Source organism: Mycobacterium paraense (genome assembly GCF_002101815.1).
GTDB classification, from domain to species: domain Bacteria; phylum Actinomycetota; class Actinomycetes; order Mycobacteriales; family Mycobacteriaceae; genus Mycobacterium; species Mycobacterium paraense.
The window spans coordinates 1-20,653 of sequence record NZ_LQPM01000032.1 but is presented as its reverse complement, the minus strand read 5'-3'; the positions used below and the strand labels follow the sequence as shown (position 1 = coordinate 20,653).

Here is a 20,653-nt window from a genome sequence, read left to right as displayed (position 1 = left end):
GGGGCGGGAGGGACGGGGTGCAGCACCGCGTCGGCGACGTGACGCGCGATGCGCAGCGGCAGCAGCGTGAGGTCCAGGATCGACACGTGCCCCAACGTACGCGGAGGGGCCGTCATCCCTGCTAGGACGCGGGCACCACGACCAGTTCGTGCGGCCGGTTGTTGACGGCCAGGGCGCCGTCGTCGGTGACGACGACGATGTCCTCGATCCGGGCGCCCCAGCGGCCGGGAAAGTAGATGCCGGGCTCGATGGAAAACGCCATGCCCGCGGCCAGCGGGAGGTCGTTGCCGGCGACGATGTACGGCTCCTCATGCACCGACAGCCCGATGCCGTGTCCGGTGCGGTGCACGAAATACTCCGCGAGCCCGGCCTCGGCCAGCACGTCGCGGGCGGCGGCGTCGACCTGCTCGGCGGTCACGCCGGGACGGACGGCCTCCAGGGCCGCGCGCTGCGCCCGTTGTAGCACCGAATACTGTTGCGCCACATCGGGTGCGGGCTCGCCGATGCTGTACGTGCGGGTCGAGTCGGAGTGGTAGCCGGGCTCATACGCGCCGCCGATGTCGACGACGACGATGTCGCCCGCCTGCAGCTCCCGATCCGAGTAGCCGTGATGCGGGTCGGCGGCGTGCGGTCCGGACCCGACGATGATGAACGCCACCTCCGAATGCCCTTCGGCCACAATCGCTTCGGCGATGTCGGCGGCGACGTCGGCCTCGGTGCGGCCCGGACGCAAAAACTCCGGGACCCGCGCGTGCACCCGGTCGATGGCCGCGCCGGCCTTGCGCAGCGCGTCGATCTCGCATTCCTCCTTGGCCATCCGCAGCTCGCGTAGCAGGTCGGTGGCCAGCACCGGCAGCACGCCGAGCACCTCGGCCAGCGGCAGCAGGTGCAGCGCGGGCATGGAATCGGTGACGGCCGTCGCGGCGGGCCCGCCGCCCAAGGCCGCGCCCACGAGGCGGTAGGGGTCGTCACCGTCGACCCAATCCCGCACGGCCAGGCCCAGTTCCGCAACGGCCGATCCCTTGAGGGCGGCCAGCTCGAGCCGGGGCACCACGACCGTCGGGTCACCGGAGGCCGGTAGCACCAGCGCGGTGAGCCGTTCGAGGGTCTGCGCGCGCGAGCCGACGAGGTAGCGCAGGTCGTAGCCCGGGGTGATCACCAGGCCGGCCAGCCCCGCGTCGGCGGTCGCCGCGGCCGCGGCGGCGAGCCGGCGCGCGTACACGCCGGCGTCGAATCGGTGGGAATCCATGGCAGCCAGGCTAACCGCTGCGCCGAACGTCGACTTGTGGTGGCGATTTCCGCGATATGTCGGCAACAACTCCACGCTGGGCGCCATGACAAGATAATCGGCATGCCCGCACCACTCGTGCTGCTCGACGGCGCCAGCATGTGGTTCCGCTCGTATTTCGGGGTGCCGTCGTCGATCACCTCCCCCGACGGCCGGCCCGTCAACGCCGTGCGCGGGTTCCTCGACTCGATGGCCGTCGTGATCACCCAACAGCGGCCGACCCGGCTGGCGGTGTGCCTGGACCTCGATTGGCGACCGCAATTCCGGGTGGACCTCATCCCGTCGTACAAGGCGCACCGGGTCGCCGAACCCGAGCCGGCCGGCGAGCCCGACATCGAGGAAGTGCCCGACGACCTGACACCCCAGATCGACATGATCATGGAGCTGCTGGACGCGTTCGGGATCCCGACGGCGGGCGCCGAAGGGTTCGAGGCCGACGACGTGCTGGGCACCCTGGCCGCGCAGGAGCGCATCGACCCGGTCGTCGTGGTCAGCGGCGACCGCGACCTGCTGCAGGTGGTGGCCGACGATCCCGTCCCCGTTCGGGTGCTCTACCTGGGCCGCGGGCTGACCAAGGCCACACTGTTCGGGCCGGCCGAGGTGGCCGAGACATACGGCGTGCCCCGCGAACGCGCGGGCGCGGCCTACGCCGAACTGGCGCTGTTGCGCGGCGACCCGTCCGACGGGCTGCCCGGGGTGCCCGGCATCGGTGAGAAGACGGCGGCGACCCTGCTGGCCCAACACGGCTCGCTGGATCAAATCCTGGCCGCCGCACAGGACCCAAAGTCCAAGATGGCCAAGGGTTTACGGAGCAAATTGCTGGCCGCGACGGACTACATCGAGGCCGCCGAGCGAGTGGTGCGGGTGGCCACCGACGCGCCGATCACGCTGTCGACACCCACCGACGCCCTGCCGCTGGCGGCCGCCCACCCGAAACGCACCGCCAAGCTGGCGACCGAGCTGGGCGTCGGCTCGCCGATTGCCCGCCTGCAGAAGGCGCTCGACGCGCTGCCCGGCTGACCGCTACTGCGGCCGGCCGACCTCGTAGGTGCCCTTGTTGTCCTGGAAGGTCACGGTGACGTGCTTCTTGGCGCCGTCGATGCTGACGTCGCAGTCGAAAGTGCCGCCCTTCTTGACGACCGGGTCCTGGCCGTGGTTGCAGGAGACGTCTTTGACGTTCTTGGCGCCGTAGCCGTTGGTCTCGTCGGTGAGGATCTGCTGGACACCGGCCTGGGCCTTGTTGACGTCCAGCTTGGTGGTGACGAAAAACCCGGGCTCCCAGAACCCGAGCACCAGCACGACCGCGACGACCAGCAGGGCGATCGCGGCGGCGATGCCGCCGATCAGCGCCGTCGAGCGCTTCTTCGCGGGCTGCTGGTAGGGCGGGTACTGCTGCGGGTATTGCCCGGGCTGACCGTACTGGCCCGGCTGACCGTACTGGCCGGGTTGACCGGGCTGACCGTATTGACCGGGCTGGCCGTACTGGCCCGGCTGGGCGTACTGCCCGGGCTGGCCGTACTGGCCGGGCTGGGCGTACTGGGGCGGCTGCGCCCCGTACTGGCCGGGTTGGCCGTACCCGGGCTGCTGCTGGGGGTACTGCTGCGGGTAGGCCTGCTCGGTCGGCTGTTGGTACTGCGGATACTCGGCGGGCGGGGTGGCCGGCGTGTAGGCCGGGGCCTGCCACGTGGCGTCCTGGCCCGGCTGCTGCTGCCAGGGCGATCCGACCTGCGTAGGCTCCGAGGACTGATCGCCGGTCTGGCCGGGCGGCTGCCACTCGTGGCCCGGCTCCGATCCCTGCGGTCCGCTCATCGTCTCTCCTCAGTTCCCTTGTGTCTCGCGTTATTAGCGCCCTGTAACGGTAGCTCGGGCCTAGCCTACCCGGCGTCAACTGCGACGACGCCGCGCCGAACGTCGTCGATGGCGCGCTTGGCGGCGGCGCGAAGCTCCGGATCCGGGGCGGCGTTGCGCACCTGGTCCAACAGGTCCAGCACCTGGCGGCACCAGCGCACGAAGTCCCCCGCCGACAGCGGCGAGCCGACACCCTGGATGTCGGCGACGGCCAGCGCGGCGGTCAGATCCCCGGTCCTGGCCCACCGGTAGATGACGTTGACGAAGCCGTCGTCGGGTTCGCGGCTCGGGGAAATCCGGTGCGCCTGCTCGTCGGCGCGCAGCGCGGTCGACAACCGCGACGTCTGCTGCAGCGCCTGCCGCAGCCGCTGCGTGGGAACCTCGGCCGCCAGGGCGCCGCCGGCGCCGTCACCGCCGCGCGACTCGTACAGCACCGCCGAGACCACCGCGGCCAGCTCGGCGGGTTTCAGCCCCGACCACGTGCCGGAGCGCAGGCATTCGGCGACCAACAGGTCGCTCTCGCTGTAGATGCGGGCCAGCAGCCGGCCGTCGCCAGTGACGTGGGGATCGGTCGCCGGGCCTTCGATGAAGCCACGCTCGGTGAGCAGCCCGACGATCCGGTCGAACGTCCGCGCCAGCGAGTTGGTGGCGGCGCCGACCCGTTTCTCCAGCTGCGCGTTGTCGCGTTCGATGCGCAGGTAGCGCTCGGCCTCCCGCATCCGGGACTCGAGCCCCGCGCTGTTGTGGGCGGGATGCCGGCGCAGCTCCGCCCGCAGCGACGCCAGCTCGGGGTCGTGCGGCGTGCCGTCCCCGTCCCCGCGACCGGCGCGGCGCCTGGCCGGAACCTCCAGCCCGGCGGCGGCCGACAGCAGCGCCGACGCCAGATCGCGCCGCACCCGCGGCTGGCGGTGTTCGACGCGCTTGGGCAACGACATCGACCCGACCGGCGCCGTGGCGCCCGAATAGTCCGCCGACGAAATCCGCCCCGCCCAACGGTTTTCGGTGAGCACGAGCGGGCGCGGATCGTCGCCGTCGCGCGCCGACTCCAGCACCACCGCCAGCCCGCCGCGCCGGCCGTGGGTGATCGTGATGATGTCGCCGCGCCGCAGCGCGGCCAGCGCGTCGGTGGCCGCCTGCCGCCGCTGCAGCCGCGACGCGCGGGACTGCGCGCGCTCCAGCTCCGAAATGCGCGCGCGCAGCCGGGCGTATTCGAAGATCGGCGCGTCGCGCCCGCCGAGTTCGGCGGCGATCTCGTCGAGGATGCGTTGCCCGCGCTCGATGCCGCGGACCAGGCCGACGACGGAGCGGTCGGCCTGATATTGAGCGAACGACTGCTCGAGGAGCTGGTGCGCCTGCTCGGGGCCCATGTGCTGCACCAGGTTGATGGTCATGTTGTACGACGGGGCGAACGAACTGCGCAGCGGGAACGTGCGGGTGGAGGCCAGCCCGGCCACCGCGGCGGGTTCGGTGGTTTCTTCGGTGGGGTTCCAGAGCACCACCGCGTGGCCCTCGACGTCGATGCCGCGCCGGCCGGCGCGGCCGGTGAGCTGGGTGTACTCCCCCGGCGTCAGCGGCACGTGCTGCTCGCCGTTGAACTTGACCAGCCGCTCGAGCACCACGGTGCGCGCGGGCATGTTGATGCCCAGCGCCAGGGTCTCGGTGGCGAACACCGCCTTGACCAGGCCGGCGGTGAACAGCTCCTCGACCGTGTGCCGGAACGCCGGCAGCATCCCGGCGTGGTGGGCCGCCAGGCCGCGCAGCAGCCCCTCGCGCCACTCGTAATAGCCGAGCACCGCCAGGTCGGCGTCGGCCAGATCGCCGCAGCGGTGGTCGATCACCTCGGCGATCTGGGCGCGCTCCTCCTCGGTGGTCAGCCGCAGCGGCGAGCGCAGGCACTGCTGTACCGCGGCGTCGCAGCCGGCCCGGGAGAACACGAAGGTGATCGCCGGCAGCAGGCCCTGCGAGTCGAGGATCGCAATCACGTCCGGCCGCGCCGGCGGCCGGTAGAAGCGCGGCCGCCCGGCACCAGCGCGTCCGGCACCCCTCCTCTTCGGCTGCCAGTCCGACATCCGGTCCGCCTCGCGGCGGTGGGCGATGTGGCGCACCAGGTCGGGGTCGACCCGCGATTTGTCGGCCTCGTTGTCGTAGTCGAACAGGTCGAAGAGCCGCTTGCCGACCAGGACGTGTTGCCATAGCGGGACGGGCCGGTGTTCGTCGACGACGACGGTGGTGTCGCCGCGGACGGTCTGGATCCACCCGCCGAACTCCTCGGCGTTGCTCACCGTCGCCGAGAGGCTGACCACCCGCACCTCTTCGGGCAGGTGCAGGATCACTTCCTCCCACACCGGTCCCCGCATCCGGTCGGCCAGGAAGTGCACCTCGTCCATCACCACGTACGAAAGGCCTTGCAGCGCGGGCGAATCCGCGTAGAGCATGTTGCGCAGCACCTCGGTGGTCATCACCACGACGGGCGCGTCGCCGTTCACCGACATGTCGCCGGTCAGCAGCCCGATCCGGTCGCGACCGTAGCGCTCGGTCAGGTCGGTGTGCTTCTGGTTGCTCAGCGCCTTCAGCGGCGTGGTGTAGAAGCACTTGCCGCCGGAGGCCAGCGCCAGGTGCACGGCGAATTCGCCGACCACCGTCTTGCCGGCGCCGGTCGGCGCGCACACCAGCACGCCGTGGCCGCGTTCCAGCGCCGCGCAGGCCCGCCGCTGAAAGTCGTCGAGGGAAAAGCGCAGTTCCGCGGCGAACCGAGCCAGCTCGGGCAGCTCGGTCACGCCGCTGCCGTGCGAGGCCGCCATCTAGGTGACGTCGTCATGTTGCCCGGCGGTGAACGACGGCTCCGGGATCGGCTCGGGCGCCTCGATGACCGACGCCTCGTCGTCCGGGATCGTGACCTGGGCTTCGCGCTTGGCCTTGCGCCGGTCGTGCAGCCGCGCGATCTGGATGGCGAACTCGAGCAGCACCGACAGCGCCACCCCCAGCGCCGTCATCGAGAACGGGTCGGACCCGGGGGTGAACACCGCCGCGAAGGCGAACATGCCGAAAATCAGCCCGCGGCGCCACGACTTGAGCTTCTGGTAGGTGAGCATGCCGGTCTGGTTGAGCATGACGATCAGCAGCGGGAACTCGAAGCTGACCCCGAACACCACCAGCAGGTTGATCAGGAAGCCAAAATAGCGGTCCCCGGACAGCGCGGTCACCTGCACGTCGCTGCCGACGGTCAGCAGGAAGCCAAGCGCCTTGGACAGCACGAAGTAGGCCAGCACCGCGCCGACGACGAACAGCACCGCGGCGGGCACCACGAAGGCGATCGCGAAGCGGCGCTCCTTCTGGTAGAGCCCGGGCGTGATGAACGCCCACAGCTGGTAGAACCACACCGGGCAGGCCAGCACGATCCCGGCCGTCATGCCGACCTTGAGCCGCAGCATGAACTGGTCGAACGGGGCGGTGGCCAGCAGCCGGCACTGCCCGTTGGCGCTGATCTCCGCCCGCGCCGACTGCGGCAGCGAACAGTACGGATGGCGCAGCCACTCGCCGAGGCTTTCCAGCCCGAAGATCGAATGCGAGTACCAGACGAAGCCGAAGATCGTCGTGAGCAGGATCGCGGCCAGCGAGATCAGCAGGCGGGTGCGCAGCTCGGTCAGGTGATCGACCAGCGACATCGTCGCGTCGGGGTTGGTGCGGCTGCGCCTGTTGCGAGGATTGAGCCGTTTCAGCAAGCCGGCGGTGCGCGCTGAAACCTTGAAACCTTTCACGGTGTTTGCGGTCGGTCAGTGGCGCTCTGGCACCGCGGCGACGCCGCTACGCCGGGCGCGCTTCGGTGTGGCCCTGCTCGGTGGTGGCCGGCGGGTCGACCCGCTGCGACTGCACTTGCTGAGGGGTCTCGATCGAGGGAGCTTCAGACTTGCCTTCGGTCTGCATTTCGCGCATCTCGGACTTGAAGATGCGCATCGACTTGCCCAACGAGCGCGCGGCATCGGGGAGCTTCTTGGCACCGAACAGCAGGATCACTACGACAGCGAGGATCGCCCAGTGCCACGGACTAAGACTGCCCAATTTGATTACCTCCAGACGTCCACCCGATGCTACCGCAGCGGCGGCCGCAGCTACTGTGGCCGCGCCGCCACCTGGTAGGACTCCAGGGCCGCGGCGGCGGCATCCCGTACACGTCGGGCCAGCGACTCGGGTTCAAGCACCCGCACGGCCGACCCGAAGCCCAGCACCAGGCGCGTCATCCAGTCCTCGGACGCATACGTCATGACGGCCTCGCACGATCCGTCGGCCAGCTCGAGCACCTCCCGCATCGGGTAGTACTCGAACATCCAGGAGGCCGCCGGCGCCACCGACAGCCGGGCCGACGGCAGCGCCGGATCGCCGTCGAACAACGACGTGTCCGGCGGCGCGTGCCGCGCCGGCTCGGGCGGGGCGGCCGGTTCGCCCAGCTCGGTGGCGTCGACGATCCGGTCGAAACGGAACAGCCGGACGCCTTCGGCCTCGCGTGACCAGGCCTCCAGGTAGCTCTGCCCGCCGATCAGCAGGACGCGGATCGGATCGACGATCCGGCTGGTCAGGGTGTCATGCGAGGCGGAGTAGTAGTCGATCGCCAGCGCGTGCTTGTACTGCACCGCGGTGCGCACCGCGGTCGCGGCGCGGCTCTCGACCGGCGCGGGCTCCTCGACGGCCGCCACCGCGGTGTCCAGCCCGACCGCGCCGGCGGCCGCCTCGATCTTGGCGATCGCGCTGCGCGCCGCCTCCGGATCGACCACGCCCGGGATGTCGGCCAGCGCCCGCAGCGCCACCAGCAGCCCGGTCGCCTCCGGCGAGGTGAGCTTGAGCGGCCGGTCGATGCCCGCCGAGAAGGTCACCTCGATGGTGTCGCCGGAGAACTCGAAATCGATGAGGTCACCCGGGTAGTAGCCGGGCAGGCCGCACATCCACAGCTGGTTGAGGTCCTCCTCCAGCTGCTTGGCGGACACCGCCAGGTCGGCCGCGGCCTTGGCGCGGGTGACCTTCGGGTTGGCCTGGAAGTACGGCACCATGTTGAGCAGCCGGATCAACCGGGTGGATACGGGGGTCATCAGCGGCCCACCTCCACGTGCGACCGCAGCCGGGCCACGACGTCGTCGCGCAGGGATTGCGGCTCGAGCGCGACGGCGTCGGGCCCGTAGCCGGCGATGTCGCGCGCCAGCTGGTCGGCGGATGCGATCTCGAGTTCGATGACTTCGCCGCTCCGGCCGGCCACCTCCCGGGCGCCGATCGACCGTCCGGCGCGCCGCAGGGCGGTGGCCCGCCCGTCGGCGACCCAGACCCGGGCCCGTCCCCCGCCCGGCCACTCGGTGACCGTCTGCGCCACAATCTTGCGCAGGTCCACGCCGTCGGGCACGGTGACCGCGCCGGGCGGGCCGATCGGCGCCACCTCCGCGCCGATGCGGGACAGCCGGAAGGTGCGGGTGGCGTCGCGGTCGCGGTCGTGGCCGACCAGATACCAGCGGCCCTTCTCGGTGACGACGCCCCACGGCTCGACGGTGCGCGTGGTGTAGGGCTCGGCCCGCGACGGCCGGTGCGGGAACTGCACCGCCTGGCGGGAGTCGATGGCGGACAACAGGATCCCGAGGACGTGCTCCGACCCCCGCAGGCCCGGCACCCCGGCCGGGGACGCGATGGCGACCGGCGCGTCCGGATCGACGTCCACGCCGGCGGCGCGCAGCTTGAGCAACGCGCCCTGGGTGGCGGTGATCAGCTCGGGCGACTCCCACAGCTGCGTGGCGACGGCCACCGCGGCCGCCTCGTCCGGGGTCAGCCCGACCGGGGGCAGCGCGTAGGCGTCGCGGTTGATCCGGTAGCCCTCGGTGGGATCGGTGACCGACACGCGGCCGACCTCGAGGGGGATGCCGAGGTCGCGCAATTCGTTCTTGTCGCGCTCGAACATCCGCGAGAACGCCTCCGCGCTGGGGCTGTCGGAGTAGCCGGCGACGCTGGACCTGATCTTTTCGGCGGTGATGTAGCCGCGGGTGGACAGCAGAGCGATGACGAGGTTGACCAACCGCTCGACTTTCGAGATCGCCATTTGTACCAGGTTATTCGATGAGCCGCGGCCCGCACGCGCGCCGGGCGGGCGCGCCTACATGCTGGCGATCAGCCGCTTGACCCGCTCGTCGACGGCCCGGAACGGGTCCTTGCACAGCACCGTGCGCTGCGCCTGGTCGTTGAGCTTGAGGTGCACCCAGTCGACGGTGAAGTCGCGGCCGGCGGCCTGCGCGGCGCTGATGAACTCCCCGCGCAGCCGGGCGCGGGTGGTCTGCGGCGGGTGGTCGACGGCCTCGGCGATGTCCTCGTCGGTGGTCACCCGCGCGGCCAGGCCCTTGCGCTGCAGCAGGTCGAAGACGCCGCGGCCGCGCTTGATGTCGTGGTAGGCCAGGTCCAGCTGGGCGATCTTCGGGTCGGACAGCTCCATGCTGTAGCGGTCCTGGTAGCGCTGGAACAGCTTGCGCTTGATCACCCAGTCGATCTCGGTGTCCACCTTGGCGAAGTCCTGGCTCTCGACGGCGTCCAGCTGGCGGCCCCACAGGTCCACGACCTGCTCGATCTGCGCGTTGGGTTCCCGCGTCTGCAGGTGCTCGACGGCGCGGCTGTAGTACTCGCGCTGGATGTCCAGGGCGCTGGCCTGCCGCCCGCCCGCCAGCCGGACCGGCCGGCGGCCGGTGATGTCGTGGCTGACCTCGCGGATGGCGCGGATCGGGTTGTCCAGCGAGAAGTCCCGGAACGGGACGCCGGCCTCGATCATCTCCAGGACCAGCGCGGCGGTGCCGACCTTGAGCATGGTCGTGGTCTCGCACATGTTGGAGTCGCCGACGATGACGTGCAGCCGACGGTATTTCTCGGCGTCGGCGTGCGGCTCGTCGCGGGTGTTGATGATCGGGCGGCTGCGCGTGGTGGCCGACGACACGCCCTCCCAGATGTGCTCGGCGCGTTGGGAAAGGCAGAACGTCGCGGCCTTGGGGGTCTGCAGCACCTTGCCGGCCCCGCAGATCAGCTGGCGGGTGACCAGGAACGGCAGCAGCACATCGGAGATCCGGGAGAACTCGCCGGCCCGCACGATCAGGTAGTTCTCGTGGCAGCCGTAGGAGTTGCCGGCCGAGTCGGTGTTGTTCTTGAACAGGTAGATGTCGCCGCCGATGCCCTCGTCGGCGAGGCGCTGCTCGGCGTCGACGAGCAGGTCCTCGAGCACCCACTCGCCGGCCCGGTCGTGGGTGACCAGCTGCACCAGGCTGTCGCACTCGGCCGTGGCGTACTCAGGATGGCTGCCGACGTCGAGGTAGAGCCGGGCGCCGTTGCGCAAGAAAACGTTGGAGCTGCGGCCCCACGACACCACCCGCCGGAACAGATAGCGGGCGACTTCGTCCGGAGACAGGCGACGATGGCCGTGGAACGTGCAGGTGACACCGAACTCGGTCTCGATGCCCATGATTCGTCGCTGCACGTAATCGAGGGTACTGGTTGTGCGACCGGGAATGTGAGCAAGCCGCGCCCACGGATGTTATTGGTCGGATCGGATCCCGCCGGCGGGGTCGACGCCGAAGCCCACCGGTCCCACGAGCACCATCAGCCCCAGCGCGCCGGGGCGACCTAGGCTTCGGGTTTCTCGCCCGACTCCGGGGCTTTGCGCTTCGACTTCGAGCCCTTGGAATCCAGCTCGGCCAGCATGCTTTCCAGGGCGGGCCTGTTGATCCGCCGGAACGCCCGCCGGGGCCGGTTGGCGTCCAGGATGGCGACCTCCAGGCTGCTCACGTCGATGGACGGCTGGTCGCCGTTGGACGCCTCCGCGCTGCCCTTCCGCAGCGCCGCCACGGCGATCCCCAAAGCCTGGCGAAGGTCGGCGTTTTCGGCGTACGACTCCTTGAGCGCGGTGGCGATCGGCTCGGTGGTGCCGCCCATCACCACGAAGTGCGGCTCGTCGGCGATCGACCCGTCGTACAGGATCCGGTACAGCTCAGGCGGTTTCGTCTCCCCGTAGTGGGCCACCTCGGCGACGCACAACTCGACCTCGTAGGGCTTGGCCTGCTCGGTGAAGATGGTGCCCAGGGTCTGCGCATAGACGTTGGCCAGCTGCCTGCCGGTCACGTCGCGGCGGTCGTAGGCGTAGCCGCGGGTGTCGGCGAATTGGATTCCGCCCCTGCGCAAATTGTCGAACTCGTTGAACTTGCCGGCGGCCGCGAACCCGACGCGATCGTAGAGCTCGCTGATCTTCTGCAGCGACCGCGAGGGGTTCTCGGCGACGAACAGCACGCCATCGGCGTAGGCCAGCGCCACCACGCTGCGGCCCCGCGCGATGCCCTTGCGCGCGAGCTCGCTGCGCTCGCGCATCGCCTGTTCGGGCGAAATGAAATAAGGGAAGCTCACTTATCCCCCCGCGGTTCGGCGTCCGGACCGAAAGTATCTGCGCGCGAACGGCTTTCGATGACCTCGCGGGCCAGCTCGGCGATGCGGCTCTCCGGCACCTCGGCCGCGCCCTCGGCGCCGATGGTGACCGCGGTCGGGTAGATGCCGCGGACGAGATCCGGCCCGCCGGTGGCGGAGTCGTCGTCGGCGGCGTCGTACAGCGACTCCACCGCCACGCGCACCGCCGAATCGACGTCGCTGACTTGGGAGTACAACTTCTTCATCGACGACTTGGCGAAGATCGAGCCGGAGCCCACCGCCTGGTAGCCCTCTTCCTCGATGTTCCAGCCGCCGGCGGCGTCGAACGAGACGATGCGGCCCGCGCTTTCGGGGTCCGGCGCCTGGATGTCGTAGCCCGCAAGCAGCGGCAGGGCCACCAGCCCCTGCATCGCCGCGGCCAGGTTGCCGCGCACCATGATCGCCAGCCGGTTGACCTTGCCGGCGAAGGTGAGCGGCACGCCCTCGAGCTTCTCGTAGTGCTCGAGCTCCACCGCGTACAGGCGGGCGAACTCGACGGCGATCGCGGCGGTGCCGGCGATGCCGGTCGCGGTGTAGTCGTCGGTGATGTACACCTTCTTGACGTCCCGCCCGGCGATCATGTTGCCCTGCGTGGAGCGCCGGTCACCCGCGATGACGACGCCGCCGGGGTATTTCAACGCGACGATCGTCGTCCCGTGCGGCAGCTGTCCGCCCGCGGCGACGGCTTGCGCGCCGCCGCTGAGGCTTGCGGGCAGCAACTCCGGCGCCTGACGGCGCAGGAGGTCGGCAAACGACGACAGGTCTATGGCCGGGTTCCCGGGAAGTGGGGAGTTAGTGGGCAGGCGATCGGTAAAAGGCCAGGTCACTGTCCGCCCTTTTGGACATACGCGCGGACAAAATCCTCGGCGTTTTCCTCAAGGACGTCGTCAATCTCGTCGAGCAGGTCGTCGGTGTCTTCGGCTAACTTCTCGCGACGCTCCTGGCCCGCGGCCGTGCCGTCGGCGAAGTCGTCTTCATCGCCGCCGCCACCACCGCGCTTGGTCTGCTCCTGAGCCATCGCCGCCTCCTGCTAGGTCATCGGCAGGTGTAAAGCCAAGTCACACGCCCGCCTGGTCTTCTCTACAGTACCGGTCAACGCCGACGTTGCCCGATCCAACTCGGGCCCCTGCCCGGCTCCTCCTCAGGCCGTGCCGGCCTGCATCGTCGCCGGGCGGGTTAGCTGGTCAGTTGTTCCACCAGTTCCACCGCGCTGTCCACGGAGTCCAATAACGCCCCGACGTGGGCCTTGGAGCCGCGCAGCGGCTCCAGCGTGGGAATGCGCACCAGCGAATCCCCGCCCAGGTCGAAAATCACCGAGTCCCAGCTGGCCGCGGCGATGTCGGCGCCGAACCGGCGCAGGCATTCCCCGCGGAAGTAGGCGCGCGTGTCCGTCGGCGGATTGTCGACGGCGTCGAGCACCTGGTGCTCGGAGACGAGGCGCTTCATCGAACCCCGCGCGACCAGCCGGTTGTACAGGCCCTTGTCCAGCCGGACGTCGGAGTATTGCAGGTCGACCAGGTGCAGCCGCGGCGCCGACCAGTTCAGGTTCTCGCGCTGCCGGAAACCCTCGAGCAGCCGCAACTTGGCCGGCCAGTCCAGCAGCTCGGCGCAGTCCATCGGGTCGCGCTCGAGCTTGTCGAGCACGTCGGCCCAGGTCTCGACGATGTCGGCCGCGCGGGGATCGGGGTCGCGGCCGTCGACCAGCTTGGCCACCCGGTCGAGGTAAATCCGTTGCAGCGCAAGGGCGGTCAGCTCGCGGCCGTCGGCCAGGGCCACCGCGACGCGCAGCGACGGATCGCGGCTGATCGCGTGCACGGCGTGGACCGGGCGGGCCAACGCCAGGTCGCTCAGGTCGATCCCGTGCGCGGGGCCCTCTTCGATCAGATCGAGCACCAGCGCCGTGGTGCCCAGCTTCAGATACGTCGACGTCTCGGCGAGGTTGGCGTCGCCGATGATCACGTGCAGCCGGCGGTACCGGTCGGCGTCGGCATGGGGTTCGTCGCGGGTGTTGATGATGCCGCGCTTGAGCGTGGTCTCCAGCCCGACCTCGACCTCGATGTAATCCGAGCGCTGCGACAGCTGGAAGCCCGGCTCGTCACCGGCGGGCCCGATGCCGACCCGGCCCGAGCCCGTGACCACCTGGCGGGACACCAGGAACGGCGTCAGCCCGGCGATGATCGCCGAAAACGGCGTCTGGCGCGACATCAGGTAGTTCTCGTGCGACCCGTACGAGGCGCCCTTGCCGTCCACGTTGTTCTTGTAAAGCTGCAGCTTGGCGGCCCCGGGCACGCTGGCGACGTGCCGGGCGGCGGCCTCCATCACGCGCTCGCCCGCCTTGTCCCAGATCACCGCGTCCAGCGGGTCGGTGCACTCGGGCGCGGAGTACTCCGGGTGCGCGTGGTCGACGTAGAGCCTGGCCCCGTTGGTCAAGATCATGTTGGCCGCGCCGACCTCGTCGGCGTCGACCACCGGGGGCGGACCGGCCGAGCGGCTCAGGTCAAAACCGCGGGCGTCGCGCAGCGGCGATTCCACCTCGTAGTCCCAGCGGGTCCGCTTGGCGCGCTGGATTCCGGCGGCGGCCGCGTAGGCCAGCACCGCCTGCGTCGAGGTGAGGATCGGGTTGGCGGTCGGGTCCGACGGCGACGAGATGCCGTACTCGACCTCCGTCCCGATAATCCTTTGCATTACTTCAAGATAGGCCCGACGACGATGCGGCCCGCTCGGCGGGGTGATCTGGGGGTCCGAATTCGGCGCGGTAACGGCCATCGCGCGGCCCGATCGCCACTAGGGTGAGCCCGCATGAGCCCTTCTCTGCGCCGGTCGGCGGGGACGGCGAGCGCTTCGCCTGGGTATGGGGCCGAAAGCTGGTTCCTCGAACGCGGTTTGCCGTCGGTGCTGACCAGGCGGTCCCGATGGCGACGGCTCTGGCCGAGGTCGGCCCCCGCGCTGGCCGCCTACGGGACTTTGCAGGCCTGCATCCTGCCGATCTACCTGATCACCGGCGGCCACGACGTCGAGATCACCGGGGAGCCGACGACCCCGCAATTGGTCGTGCTGGGGATCCTCGGTCTCGCGCTTCCGCTGATGGCCCTCGTCGGCTGGCTGGTGTCGCGGTCACGACGCGGCCGGACCCGCGCGGCCGTGTCGACCGTCGCGGTGATCGTCGTGGCATGCGTCGGGATCACCGTCGGCGGGCCCACCGAACTGATTCAGGAGGCCGTCGTTGTGGCCGCGGTGCTGATCCTGACCGGTTGCGGCGTCGGGTCCGTCGTCGGGTGGGCGGTGCGCATGATGCTGTCGCACCTTGCCACCGTGGGGGCCTTGGTCGTTCGCGCGCTGCCGGTGGTGCTGCTGACCGCGTTGGTGTTCTTCAACACCTACGTGTGGATCATGGCCAAGACGATCAGCGGGCAACGGCTGGGGCTGGCGATCGCCTTTCTGCTCTCGATCGCCGTGGCCTTCGTCGTCTCCGCGACGTGGGAACGGGCCAGGCCGGCGCTGCGGTCGACGATGGCGGTGTTGCCCAAAGACAGTGAACGGCTTGCCGACACGCCCTTTGCGGACATGCCCGATACCCCCGACTGCGCGCCGCTGACCCGCGCCGAACGCCTCAACGTCGTCTTCGTGCTGGCCGCCTCGCAGATGGCGCAAATCCTGGTGGTCGCGGTGGTCACCGCCGCCATCTACTTGGTCCTGGGGCTGATCGTGCTCACGCCGTCGCTGCTGAACGAATGGACCCACACCTACACGAGCACCGCGACGGTGCTGGGATTCACGCTGCCGGTTCCGGATTCGCTGATCCACATGACCCTGTTCCTCGGCGCGCTGACGTTCATGTACATCAGCGCCCGCGCGGCCGGCGACGCCGAATACCGCTCCACGTTCCTCGATCCGCTGATCGAGGACCTGCACGCGACGCTGATCGCGCGCAACCGCTACCGCGGCGCGGTGGCGGCGACGGCGTGTGCAGTTGACGCCACCACCGCCAGTGATTAATTTCACACGGATGACCGACCTGGCTGGAAAGCGTTACGGCGAAGTGCTTCTCGTGACCCCCGGCGAGGCGGGCCCGCAGGCCACGGTCTACAACAGCTTCCCGCTCAACGACTGTCCGGCCGAGCTGTGGTCGGCGTTGGACCCGCAGGCGATCGCCGCCGAAAACGGCGCCGCCGCAGCGCTGCTCAACGGCCCCCGCTATTGGCTGATGAACTCCATCGAGAAGGAACAGCAGGGCCCGCGGGTGACGAAGACGTTCGGCGGCATCGAAATGATCCAGCAGGCGACCGTCCTGCTGTCCTCGATGAACCCGTCGCCGTTCACCGTAAACAAGGTGAGCCGGCATACGGTGTTCGTCTTCAACGCCGGCGAAGAGGTCTACGAGCTCATCGACCCCCACGGCAAGCGCTGGGTCATGCAGACGTGGAGCCAGGTCGCCGACCCGAACCTGAAGCGCGAAGACCTGCCCGGGCTGGCTGCCCGGCTCGACCTGCCGGACGGGTGGAACTACCAGCCGCGGGTGCTCACCGACGAGTTGCGAGTGGACACCAGAACCGAGGCCGCCCAGGTGCTGCAGGACAACCTGACCAACAGCTACTCGCTCGAGACGTGAGCTAGGGGCGATTCGCGATCCAGCTGCGGTGGCGTACCGCGGCCTTCCGCGCGGCCTTGGCCAGGGTCCGGTCCGGCAGGTGCCGGCCGAGCGCATCGAGGACCGGCGCCGTCTCGGGAGCCGGGTGCCGCCACATGTTTTCCAGCAGCCGCAACGGTTCCTGTGCAGCGCCGAAAAGGGTGCAGAGCTCCTTGGGGTCGTCCACGCTGCCGGCGAGCACGTCGACGAGCACCGCGGTATCGACGAAGCTGCCCAGGGTCTCGGCGTCAGCGCGGTCAACCGACATCAACCACAGCGCCGCGTGTCCGGCAACCGGCGTGTCCAACAACTGGCGAACCAGCGGCTCGACCACATCAATGTCGAACATGTGCAGCGCGACAAAGCCCATCAGCCGGCTCGCGGCGCTGGGCGCCTCCGCGACGGCCTCGGTGAGCATGCGCACCCGCTCGACAACCGGACGGTCGGCCTGCCACCCGGCCACCAAGGACTCGCGCTGCGCATCGTCCGCCGCCAGCATCGCGTCGATCAACGCGGCGCCGCCGCCCTCGGCGACCGAGTCGCGCCGCGGTGCGTACCCCGCACCTTCGAGGTAATCGGGCAGCAGGTGACGGCCGAGGGCGGTCAGCGACACGCTGCCGCCGGTCCCATAGCCGGGGCCGAACGGTCGTGGTGATTCGACCCCGTCGGTCCACCGCGCGACACCGGCGTCCTCGAGGGTGTGCAAGACGCGTGCGACGCCCTCCTCGGTGAAGGCTTCGACCTCGTCCGCGTCGTCGGGCCGGTGCTGCTCCAGGTGCGGGGCAATCGTCAATTCGGCCCATTCCACGAGGGACTCGAAAGGTTGCTCGTCCGCGTCGGGGGCGAGCAGCGGCACCAGCCAGTGCACGATCCCGGCATCGAACAACTGCAGCAGTTCGTCGGAATGCCCCTGGTCCCCCGAGCATTGCGAGCTCAGCGGGCCGACTTCGAGGATCGCGGCGAACAGCGCCGCCGCCCGCGCAACGCCCGGGCGCGCCTCCCAGCCCGGGAGCGGAACCACCCGACGCTGCCGCACGCCGACCGCGCCGGCCTGGACGGCGACGTCGAGGACGAAGTTCAGGCACCGCAAATCGCCGGTGTCGAGCGATTCAACCAGCGCGCGGCCGTCGGCCGCCTGCAGGTTCCCCTCGTCCGTCAGCTCTTTGCCGTCCGGGCCCAGATAGTGGCGCAGGGCAGTGACTTTCGCCAGCAAGGCCGCGTCGGCCGCGGCTTCCTCCACGTCGCGCATCGGCGGCGGTACGGACGCGAACGGCAGCTCGAAAAGCTCAGCTTGCTCCCCGGACGGCTCCGGGGTGGGGTCGCGCGTCTCCGCGAGCACGGTCGGGGCGAGGTCGTCGACCGTCCGTCGCAGCCGGGCCGCGCGCTCGACCCCGCCGGCGAGGCGCCCGGTGGCCGCCATGAAGTCGACGTAGACGCCGACCGCATAACACAGATTCACAGCGTCATTCGTGCGCCCCGTCAACCGGCGCGGGCACCAGTCGACCAGAAACTCCGCCAGCTCGGCGGGCGTGAACTCGTCGAGCACACCGGTCGATTCCCGGTAGCGCCAGTCCAGGAAGAACGCGACGTCGGAGACGACTTCGTCCCGTTCGGGCTCGGAGGGAGCCAGCCAGACGTGGAGTTCGTCGAGCAGCGCGTCGCGGAACTCGAGGTAAGCGTCGTCGTCATCTGGATCGAAACGTAGCCCCACCGGGGCGACGTTAGTCGGTGCGCCCGACGAATGTTTACAAGTACTGACCCAGGTTGGACTCGGTGTCGATGGCACGCGACGCGCTCGACGACTTGCCGGTGACCAGCGTGCGGATGTACACGATCCGCTCGCCCTTCTTGCCCGAAATCCGCGCCCAGTCATCGGGGTTGGTGGTGTTGGGCAGGTCCTCGTTCTCGGCGAACTCGTCGACGATCGAGTCGAGCAGGTGCTGGATGCGCAGGCCGGGTTGGCCGGTTTCCAGCACCGATTTGATCGCGTTCTTCTTCGCTCGGTCGACGACGTTTTGGATCATCGCCCCGGAGTTGAAGTCCTTGAAGTACATGACCTCCTTGTCACCGTTGGCGTAGGTGACCTCCAGGAACCGGTTGTCGTCGATCTCGGCGTACATCCGCTCGACGACCTTCTCGATCATCGCCTTGATGCAGGTGGTGCGGTCGCCGCCGAACTCGGCGAGGTCGTCGGCGTGCAACGGCAGCGCCTCGGTCAGGTACTTCGAGAAGATGTCCTGCGCCGCTTCGGCGTCCGGGCGCTCGATCTTGATCTTCACGTCGAGGCGGCCGGGCCGCAGGATCGCCGGGTCGATCATGTCCTCGCGGTTGGAGGCGCCGATGACGATGACGTTCTCCAGGCCCTCGACGCCGTCGATCTCGCTGAGCAGCTGCGGCACCACCGTGGTCTCGACGTCCGAGGAGACGCCGGTGCCGCGGGTGCGGAAGATCGAATCCATCTCGTCGAAGAACACGATCACCGGCGTCCCTTCCGACGCCTTTTCGCGGGCGCGCTGGAAGATCAGCCGGATGTGCCGCTCGGTCTCGCCGACGAACTTGTTGAGCAGCTCCGGGCCCTTGATGTTGAGGAAGTACGACTTCGCCTCGCGGGCGTCGTCGCCGCGCACCTCGGCCATCTTCTTGGCCAACGAGTTCGCGACCGCCTTGGCGATCAGCGTCTTACCGCAGCCGGGCGGGCCGTAGAGCAGCACGCCTTTGGGCGGGCGCAATGCGTACTCGCGGTAGAGCTCCTTGTGCAGGAACGGCAGCTCGACGGCGTCGCGGATCTGCTCGATCTGGCGGGTCAGGCCACCGATGTCCTGGTAGCTGACGTCGGGCACCTCTTCCAGCACCAGGTCTTCGACCTCGGCCTTGGGAATGCGCTCGAAGGCGTAGCCGGCCTTGGTGTCGACCAGAAGCGAGTCGCCCGGGCGCAGCTTGCGGGGCTTGGTGTCGTCGTTCAGCGCGTCGGGAACGCCGTCCGGCAGGTCCTCGGCGACCAGCGGCTCGGCCAGCCACACGATGCGTTCCTCGTCGGCGTGTCCGACGACGAGCGCGCGGTGCCCGTCGTTCAGCACCTCGCGCAGGGTGGAAATCTCACCGACCGATTCGAACGTGCCGGCCTCGACGACGGTCAGCGCCTCGTTGAGGCGGACCGTCTGGCCCTTCCGGAGGGTTGCGACCTCGATGTTGGGCGAGCACGTCAGGCGCATCTTGCGGCCCGAGGTGAACACGTCGACGGTGTCGTCCTCGTGCGCCGCCAGCAAGACCCCGTAGCCGCTGGGCGGCTGACCGAGGCGGTCGACCTCTTCCCGCAGCGCCAGCAATTGCTGGCGGGCCTCCTTGAGGGTGTCCATCAACTTCGAATTCCGCGCAGCGAGGGAGTCGATGCGGGCTTCCAGCTGATGGACGTCGCGGGCAGACCGCGTGCCGCCGGGCGTTCCAACCGCATGCTCCAGTTGTTCGCGCAGCACCGCTGCCTCACGGCGTAACTGTTCCAATTCGGCAGCGTCGCCACTGGACATGCCAGTGTCTCCGGCGTTGCCGAATGCGTCAGAACGCTCTGAGTCACCCATGTTGCGCTCCTTTCCCGCCCCGAGATTCGCGGTGGTACTTCAACGCTACCGGCGATTGCCGGTTGATGTGCGGAGTCAAATGCTCACGAAAAGTTAAGACTTTGGTTCCACTGGTAATCTCTGCCACGAATCGCGCCGAGCGAAAGGACGACCGTGGCCCCAAAAGCCCTCGCCACGGGCTCCGCCGGCGCCGTCTTCCCCGGCGCGGCGACCCCCGCTGTGACATCGATTGCACCCGTTGGCCCGACGGCGGCCGCGGGCGCCTGACCAGAACGAACCGCATGCAGCAAGGCCTGTCCGTTGCGCTGAGCGCCGCCGCCGCGGTGGCGGCGATCGGGCTGGCCGGATGCTCGCACGCCGGCCCGAAGGTCGTGTCCTCGCCGTCGTCGCGGGGCCCGGCCACGTCGACCCCGCTCATCGTCGCGCCTCCCCCGACCGCGCCGCTGCCCGCGGCCGACGCCCTCGTCGACGTGCTGAACCGGCTCGCCGACCCCAACGTGCCCGGCGGCAACAAGGTGGACCTCGTCGAGGGCGCGACCGCCGAGAGCGCGGCCACCCTGGACAACTTCACCAACGCGTTGCGGGACAACGGCTACCTCCCGATGACGTTCGCGGCGACCGACCTCGCCTGGTCGGACAAGAATCCGTCCCACGTGCGGGCCACCGTGACGGTCAATACCGCCCAGGCGAACAACGGCAAGTTCACGTTCCCGATGGAGTTCACCCCGTTCCAAGGGGGTTGGCAGTTGTCCCGACGAACGGCCGAAATGCTGCTGGCGCTGGGCAACTCGGCCGGGGGGCCGACGCCGCCCGCCAACCCGGGCCCGGGCCCCGGCCCGGCGCCCGCCCCCGCAC

Annotated in this window: 18 protein-coding genes; 4 read left to right on the top strand and 14 right to left on the bottom strand. The window is 69.7% G+C overall.

Annotated features, from left to right (window positions below; translation table 11 throughout):
- Window positions 1–121: 121 nt before the first annotated feature.
- A complete protein-coding gene (locus tag AWB89_RS22625; RefSeq protein WP_085176664.1) occupies window positions 122–1,249 on the bottom strand; it encodes a M24 family metallopeptidase in 1,128 nt (375 codons plus the stop codon).
- A 102-nt stretch (window positions 1,250–1,351) separates the two neighbouring features.
- On the opposite strand from AWB89_RS22625, the gene AWB89_RS22620 reads away from it, so the two are divergent.
- Complete coding sequence (locus AWB89_RS22620; protein ID WP_085176662.1) at window positions 1,352–2,308, top strand: 5'-3' exonuclease; 957 nt, start codon at window positions 1,352–1,354, stop codon at window positions 2,306–2,308.
- A 3-nt stretch (window positions 2,309–2,311) separates the two neighbouring features.
- Here AWB89_RS22620 and AWB89_RS22615 read toward each other — a convergent pair whose 3' ends face one another.
- From AWB89_RS22615 to dop, 11 genes are all read right to left on the bottom strand, one after another.
- Window positions 2,312–3,097: a DUF4333 domain-containing protein gene (locus AWB89_RS22615; RefSeq protein ID WP_085176660.1), complete on the bottom strand. Its 786-nt coding sequence runs from the start codon at window positions 3,095–3,097 to the stop codon at window positions 2,312–2,314.
- 65 nt (window positions 3,098–3,162) lie between these two features.
- Window positions 3,163–5,913 carry a DEAD/DEAH box helicase gene (locus tag AWB89_RS22610; protein WP_085176666.1) on the bottom strand — a complete coding sequence of 917 codons (2,751 nt, stop codon included), beginning with the start codon at window positions 5,911–5,913 and terminating at the stop codon, window positions 3,163–3,165.
- A gap of 24 nt (window positions 5,914–5,937) precedes the next feature.
- A complete protein-coding gene (tatC, locus tag AWB89_RS22605; RefSeq protein ID WP_139830783.1) occupies window positions 5,938–6,894 on the bottom strand; it encodes a twin-arginine translocase subunit TatC in 957 nt (318 codons plus the stop codon).
- Between the two features lie 46 nt (window positions 6,895–6,940).
- Window positions 6,941–7,195, bottom strand: coding sequence for a Sec-independent protein translocase subunit TatA (gene tatA / locus AWB89_RS22600; protein WP_085101566.1), 255 nt, complete (start codon window positions 7,193–7,195; stop codon window positions 6,941–6,943).
- A gap of 50 nt (window positions 7,196–7,245) precedes the next feature.
- The gene (locus AWB89_RS22595) at window positions 7,246–8,217 is read right to left on the bottom strand and encodes a helix-turn-helix transcriptional regulator (RefSeq protein ID WP_085176658.1); all 972 of its coding nucleotides are present in this window, start codon (window positions 8,215–8,217) and stop codon (window positions 7,246–7,248) included.
- The gene (locus AWB89_RS22590; protein WP_085176656.1) at window positions 8,217–9,206 is read right to left on the bottom strand and encodes a helix-turn-helix transcriptional regulator; all 990 of its coding nucleotides are present in this window, start codon (window positions 9,204–9,206) and stop codon (window positions 8,217–8,219) included. The genes AWB89_RS22595 and AWB89_RS22590 overlap by 1 nt, the downstream gene beginning before the upstream one ends.
- Before the next feature lie 54 nt (window positions 9,207–9,260).
- Entirely contained in the window at window positions 9,261–10,619 is a 1,359-nt protein-coding gene (pafA, locus tag AWB89_RS22585) for a Pup--protein ligase (protein ID WP_139830784.1), read from the bottom strand.
- Window positions 10,620–10,765: 146 nt separating this feature from the next.
- Window positions 10,766–11,539 (bottom strand): proteasome subunit alpha, encoded by a 774-nt coding sequence (gene prcA / locus AWB89_RS22580; RefSeq protein WP_085101570.1) that lies wholly within the window; start codon window positions 11,537–11,539, stop codon window positions 10,766–10,768.
- Window positions 11,536–12,423: a proteasome subunit beta gene (prcB, locus tag AWB89_RS22575; RefSeq protein ID WP_085176654.1), complete on the bottom strand. Its 888-nt coding sequence runs from the start codon at window positions 12,421–12,423 to the stop codon at window positions 11,536–11,538. Before prcB ends, prcA begins: the two co-directional genes overlap by 4 nt.
- The gene (locus AWB89_RS22570; RefSeq protein WP_066913345.1) at window positions 12,420–12,614 is read right to left on the bottom strand and encodes a ubiquitin-like protein Pup; all 195 of its coding nucleotides are present in this window, start codon (window positions 12,612–12,614) and stop codon (window positions 12,420–12,422) included. The genes prcB and AWB89_RS22570 overlap by 4 nt, the downstream gene beginning before the upstream one ends.
- A 158-nt stretch (window positions 12,615–12,772) precedes the next feature.
- Window positions 12,773–14,281: a pup deamidase/depupylase gene (dop, locus tag AWB89_RS22565; protein WP_085101572.1), complete on the bottom strand. Its 1,509-nt coding sequence runs from the start codon at window positions 14,279–14,281 to the stop codon at window positions 12,773–12,775.
- 114 nt (window positions 14,282–14,395) lie between these two features.
- On the opposite strand from dop, the gene AWB89_RS22560 reads away from it, so the two are divergent.
- Both AWB89_RS22560 and AWB89_RS22555 read left to right on the top strand, forming a co-directional pair.
- Complete coding sequence (locus AWB89_RS22560; protein WP_085101573.1) at window positions 14,396–15,592, top strand: hypothetical protein; 1,197 nt, start codon at window positions 14,396–14,398, stop codon at window positions 15,590–15,592.
- Window positions 15,593–15,602: 10 nt separating this feature from the next.
- The gene (locus AWB89_RS22555) at window positions 15,603–16,205 is read left to right on the top strand and encodes a hypothetical protein (RefSeq protein ID WP_085176652.1); all 603 of its coding nucleotides are present in this window, start codon (window positions 15,603–15,605) and stop codon (window positions 16,203–16,205) included.
- Window position 16,206: 1 nt separating this feature from the next.
- On the opposite strand, the gene AWB89_RS22550 is transcribed toward AWB89_RS22555, so the two are convergent.
- A complete protein-coding gene (locus tag AWB89_RS22550) occupies window positions 16,207–17,934 on the bottom strand; it encodes a hypothetical protein (RefSeq protein WP_085176650.1) in 1,728 nt (575 codons plus the stop codon).
- Between the two features lie 34 nt (window positions 17,935–17,968).
- Window positions 17,969–19,798: a proteasome ATPase gene (gene arc, locus AWB89_RS22545; RefSeq protein WP_085176648.1), complete on the bottom strand. Its 1,830-nt coding sequence runs from the start codon at window positions 19,796–19,798 to the stop codon at window positions 17,969–17,971.
- Window positions 19,799–20,079: 281 nt separating this feature from the next.
- Between arc and lppK the strand changes: the two genes are divergently transcribed.
- Window positions 20,080–20,653, top strand: a 574-nt coding sequence (gene lppK / locus AWB89_RS22540) for a lipoprotein LppK (protein ID WP_139831078.1), incomplete at its 3' end; no start/stop codon positions are given.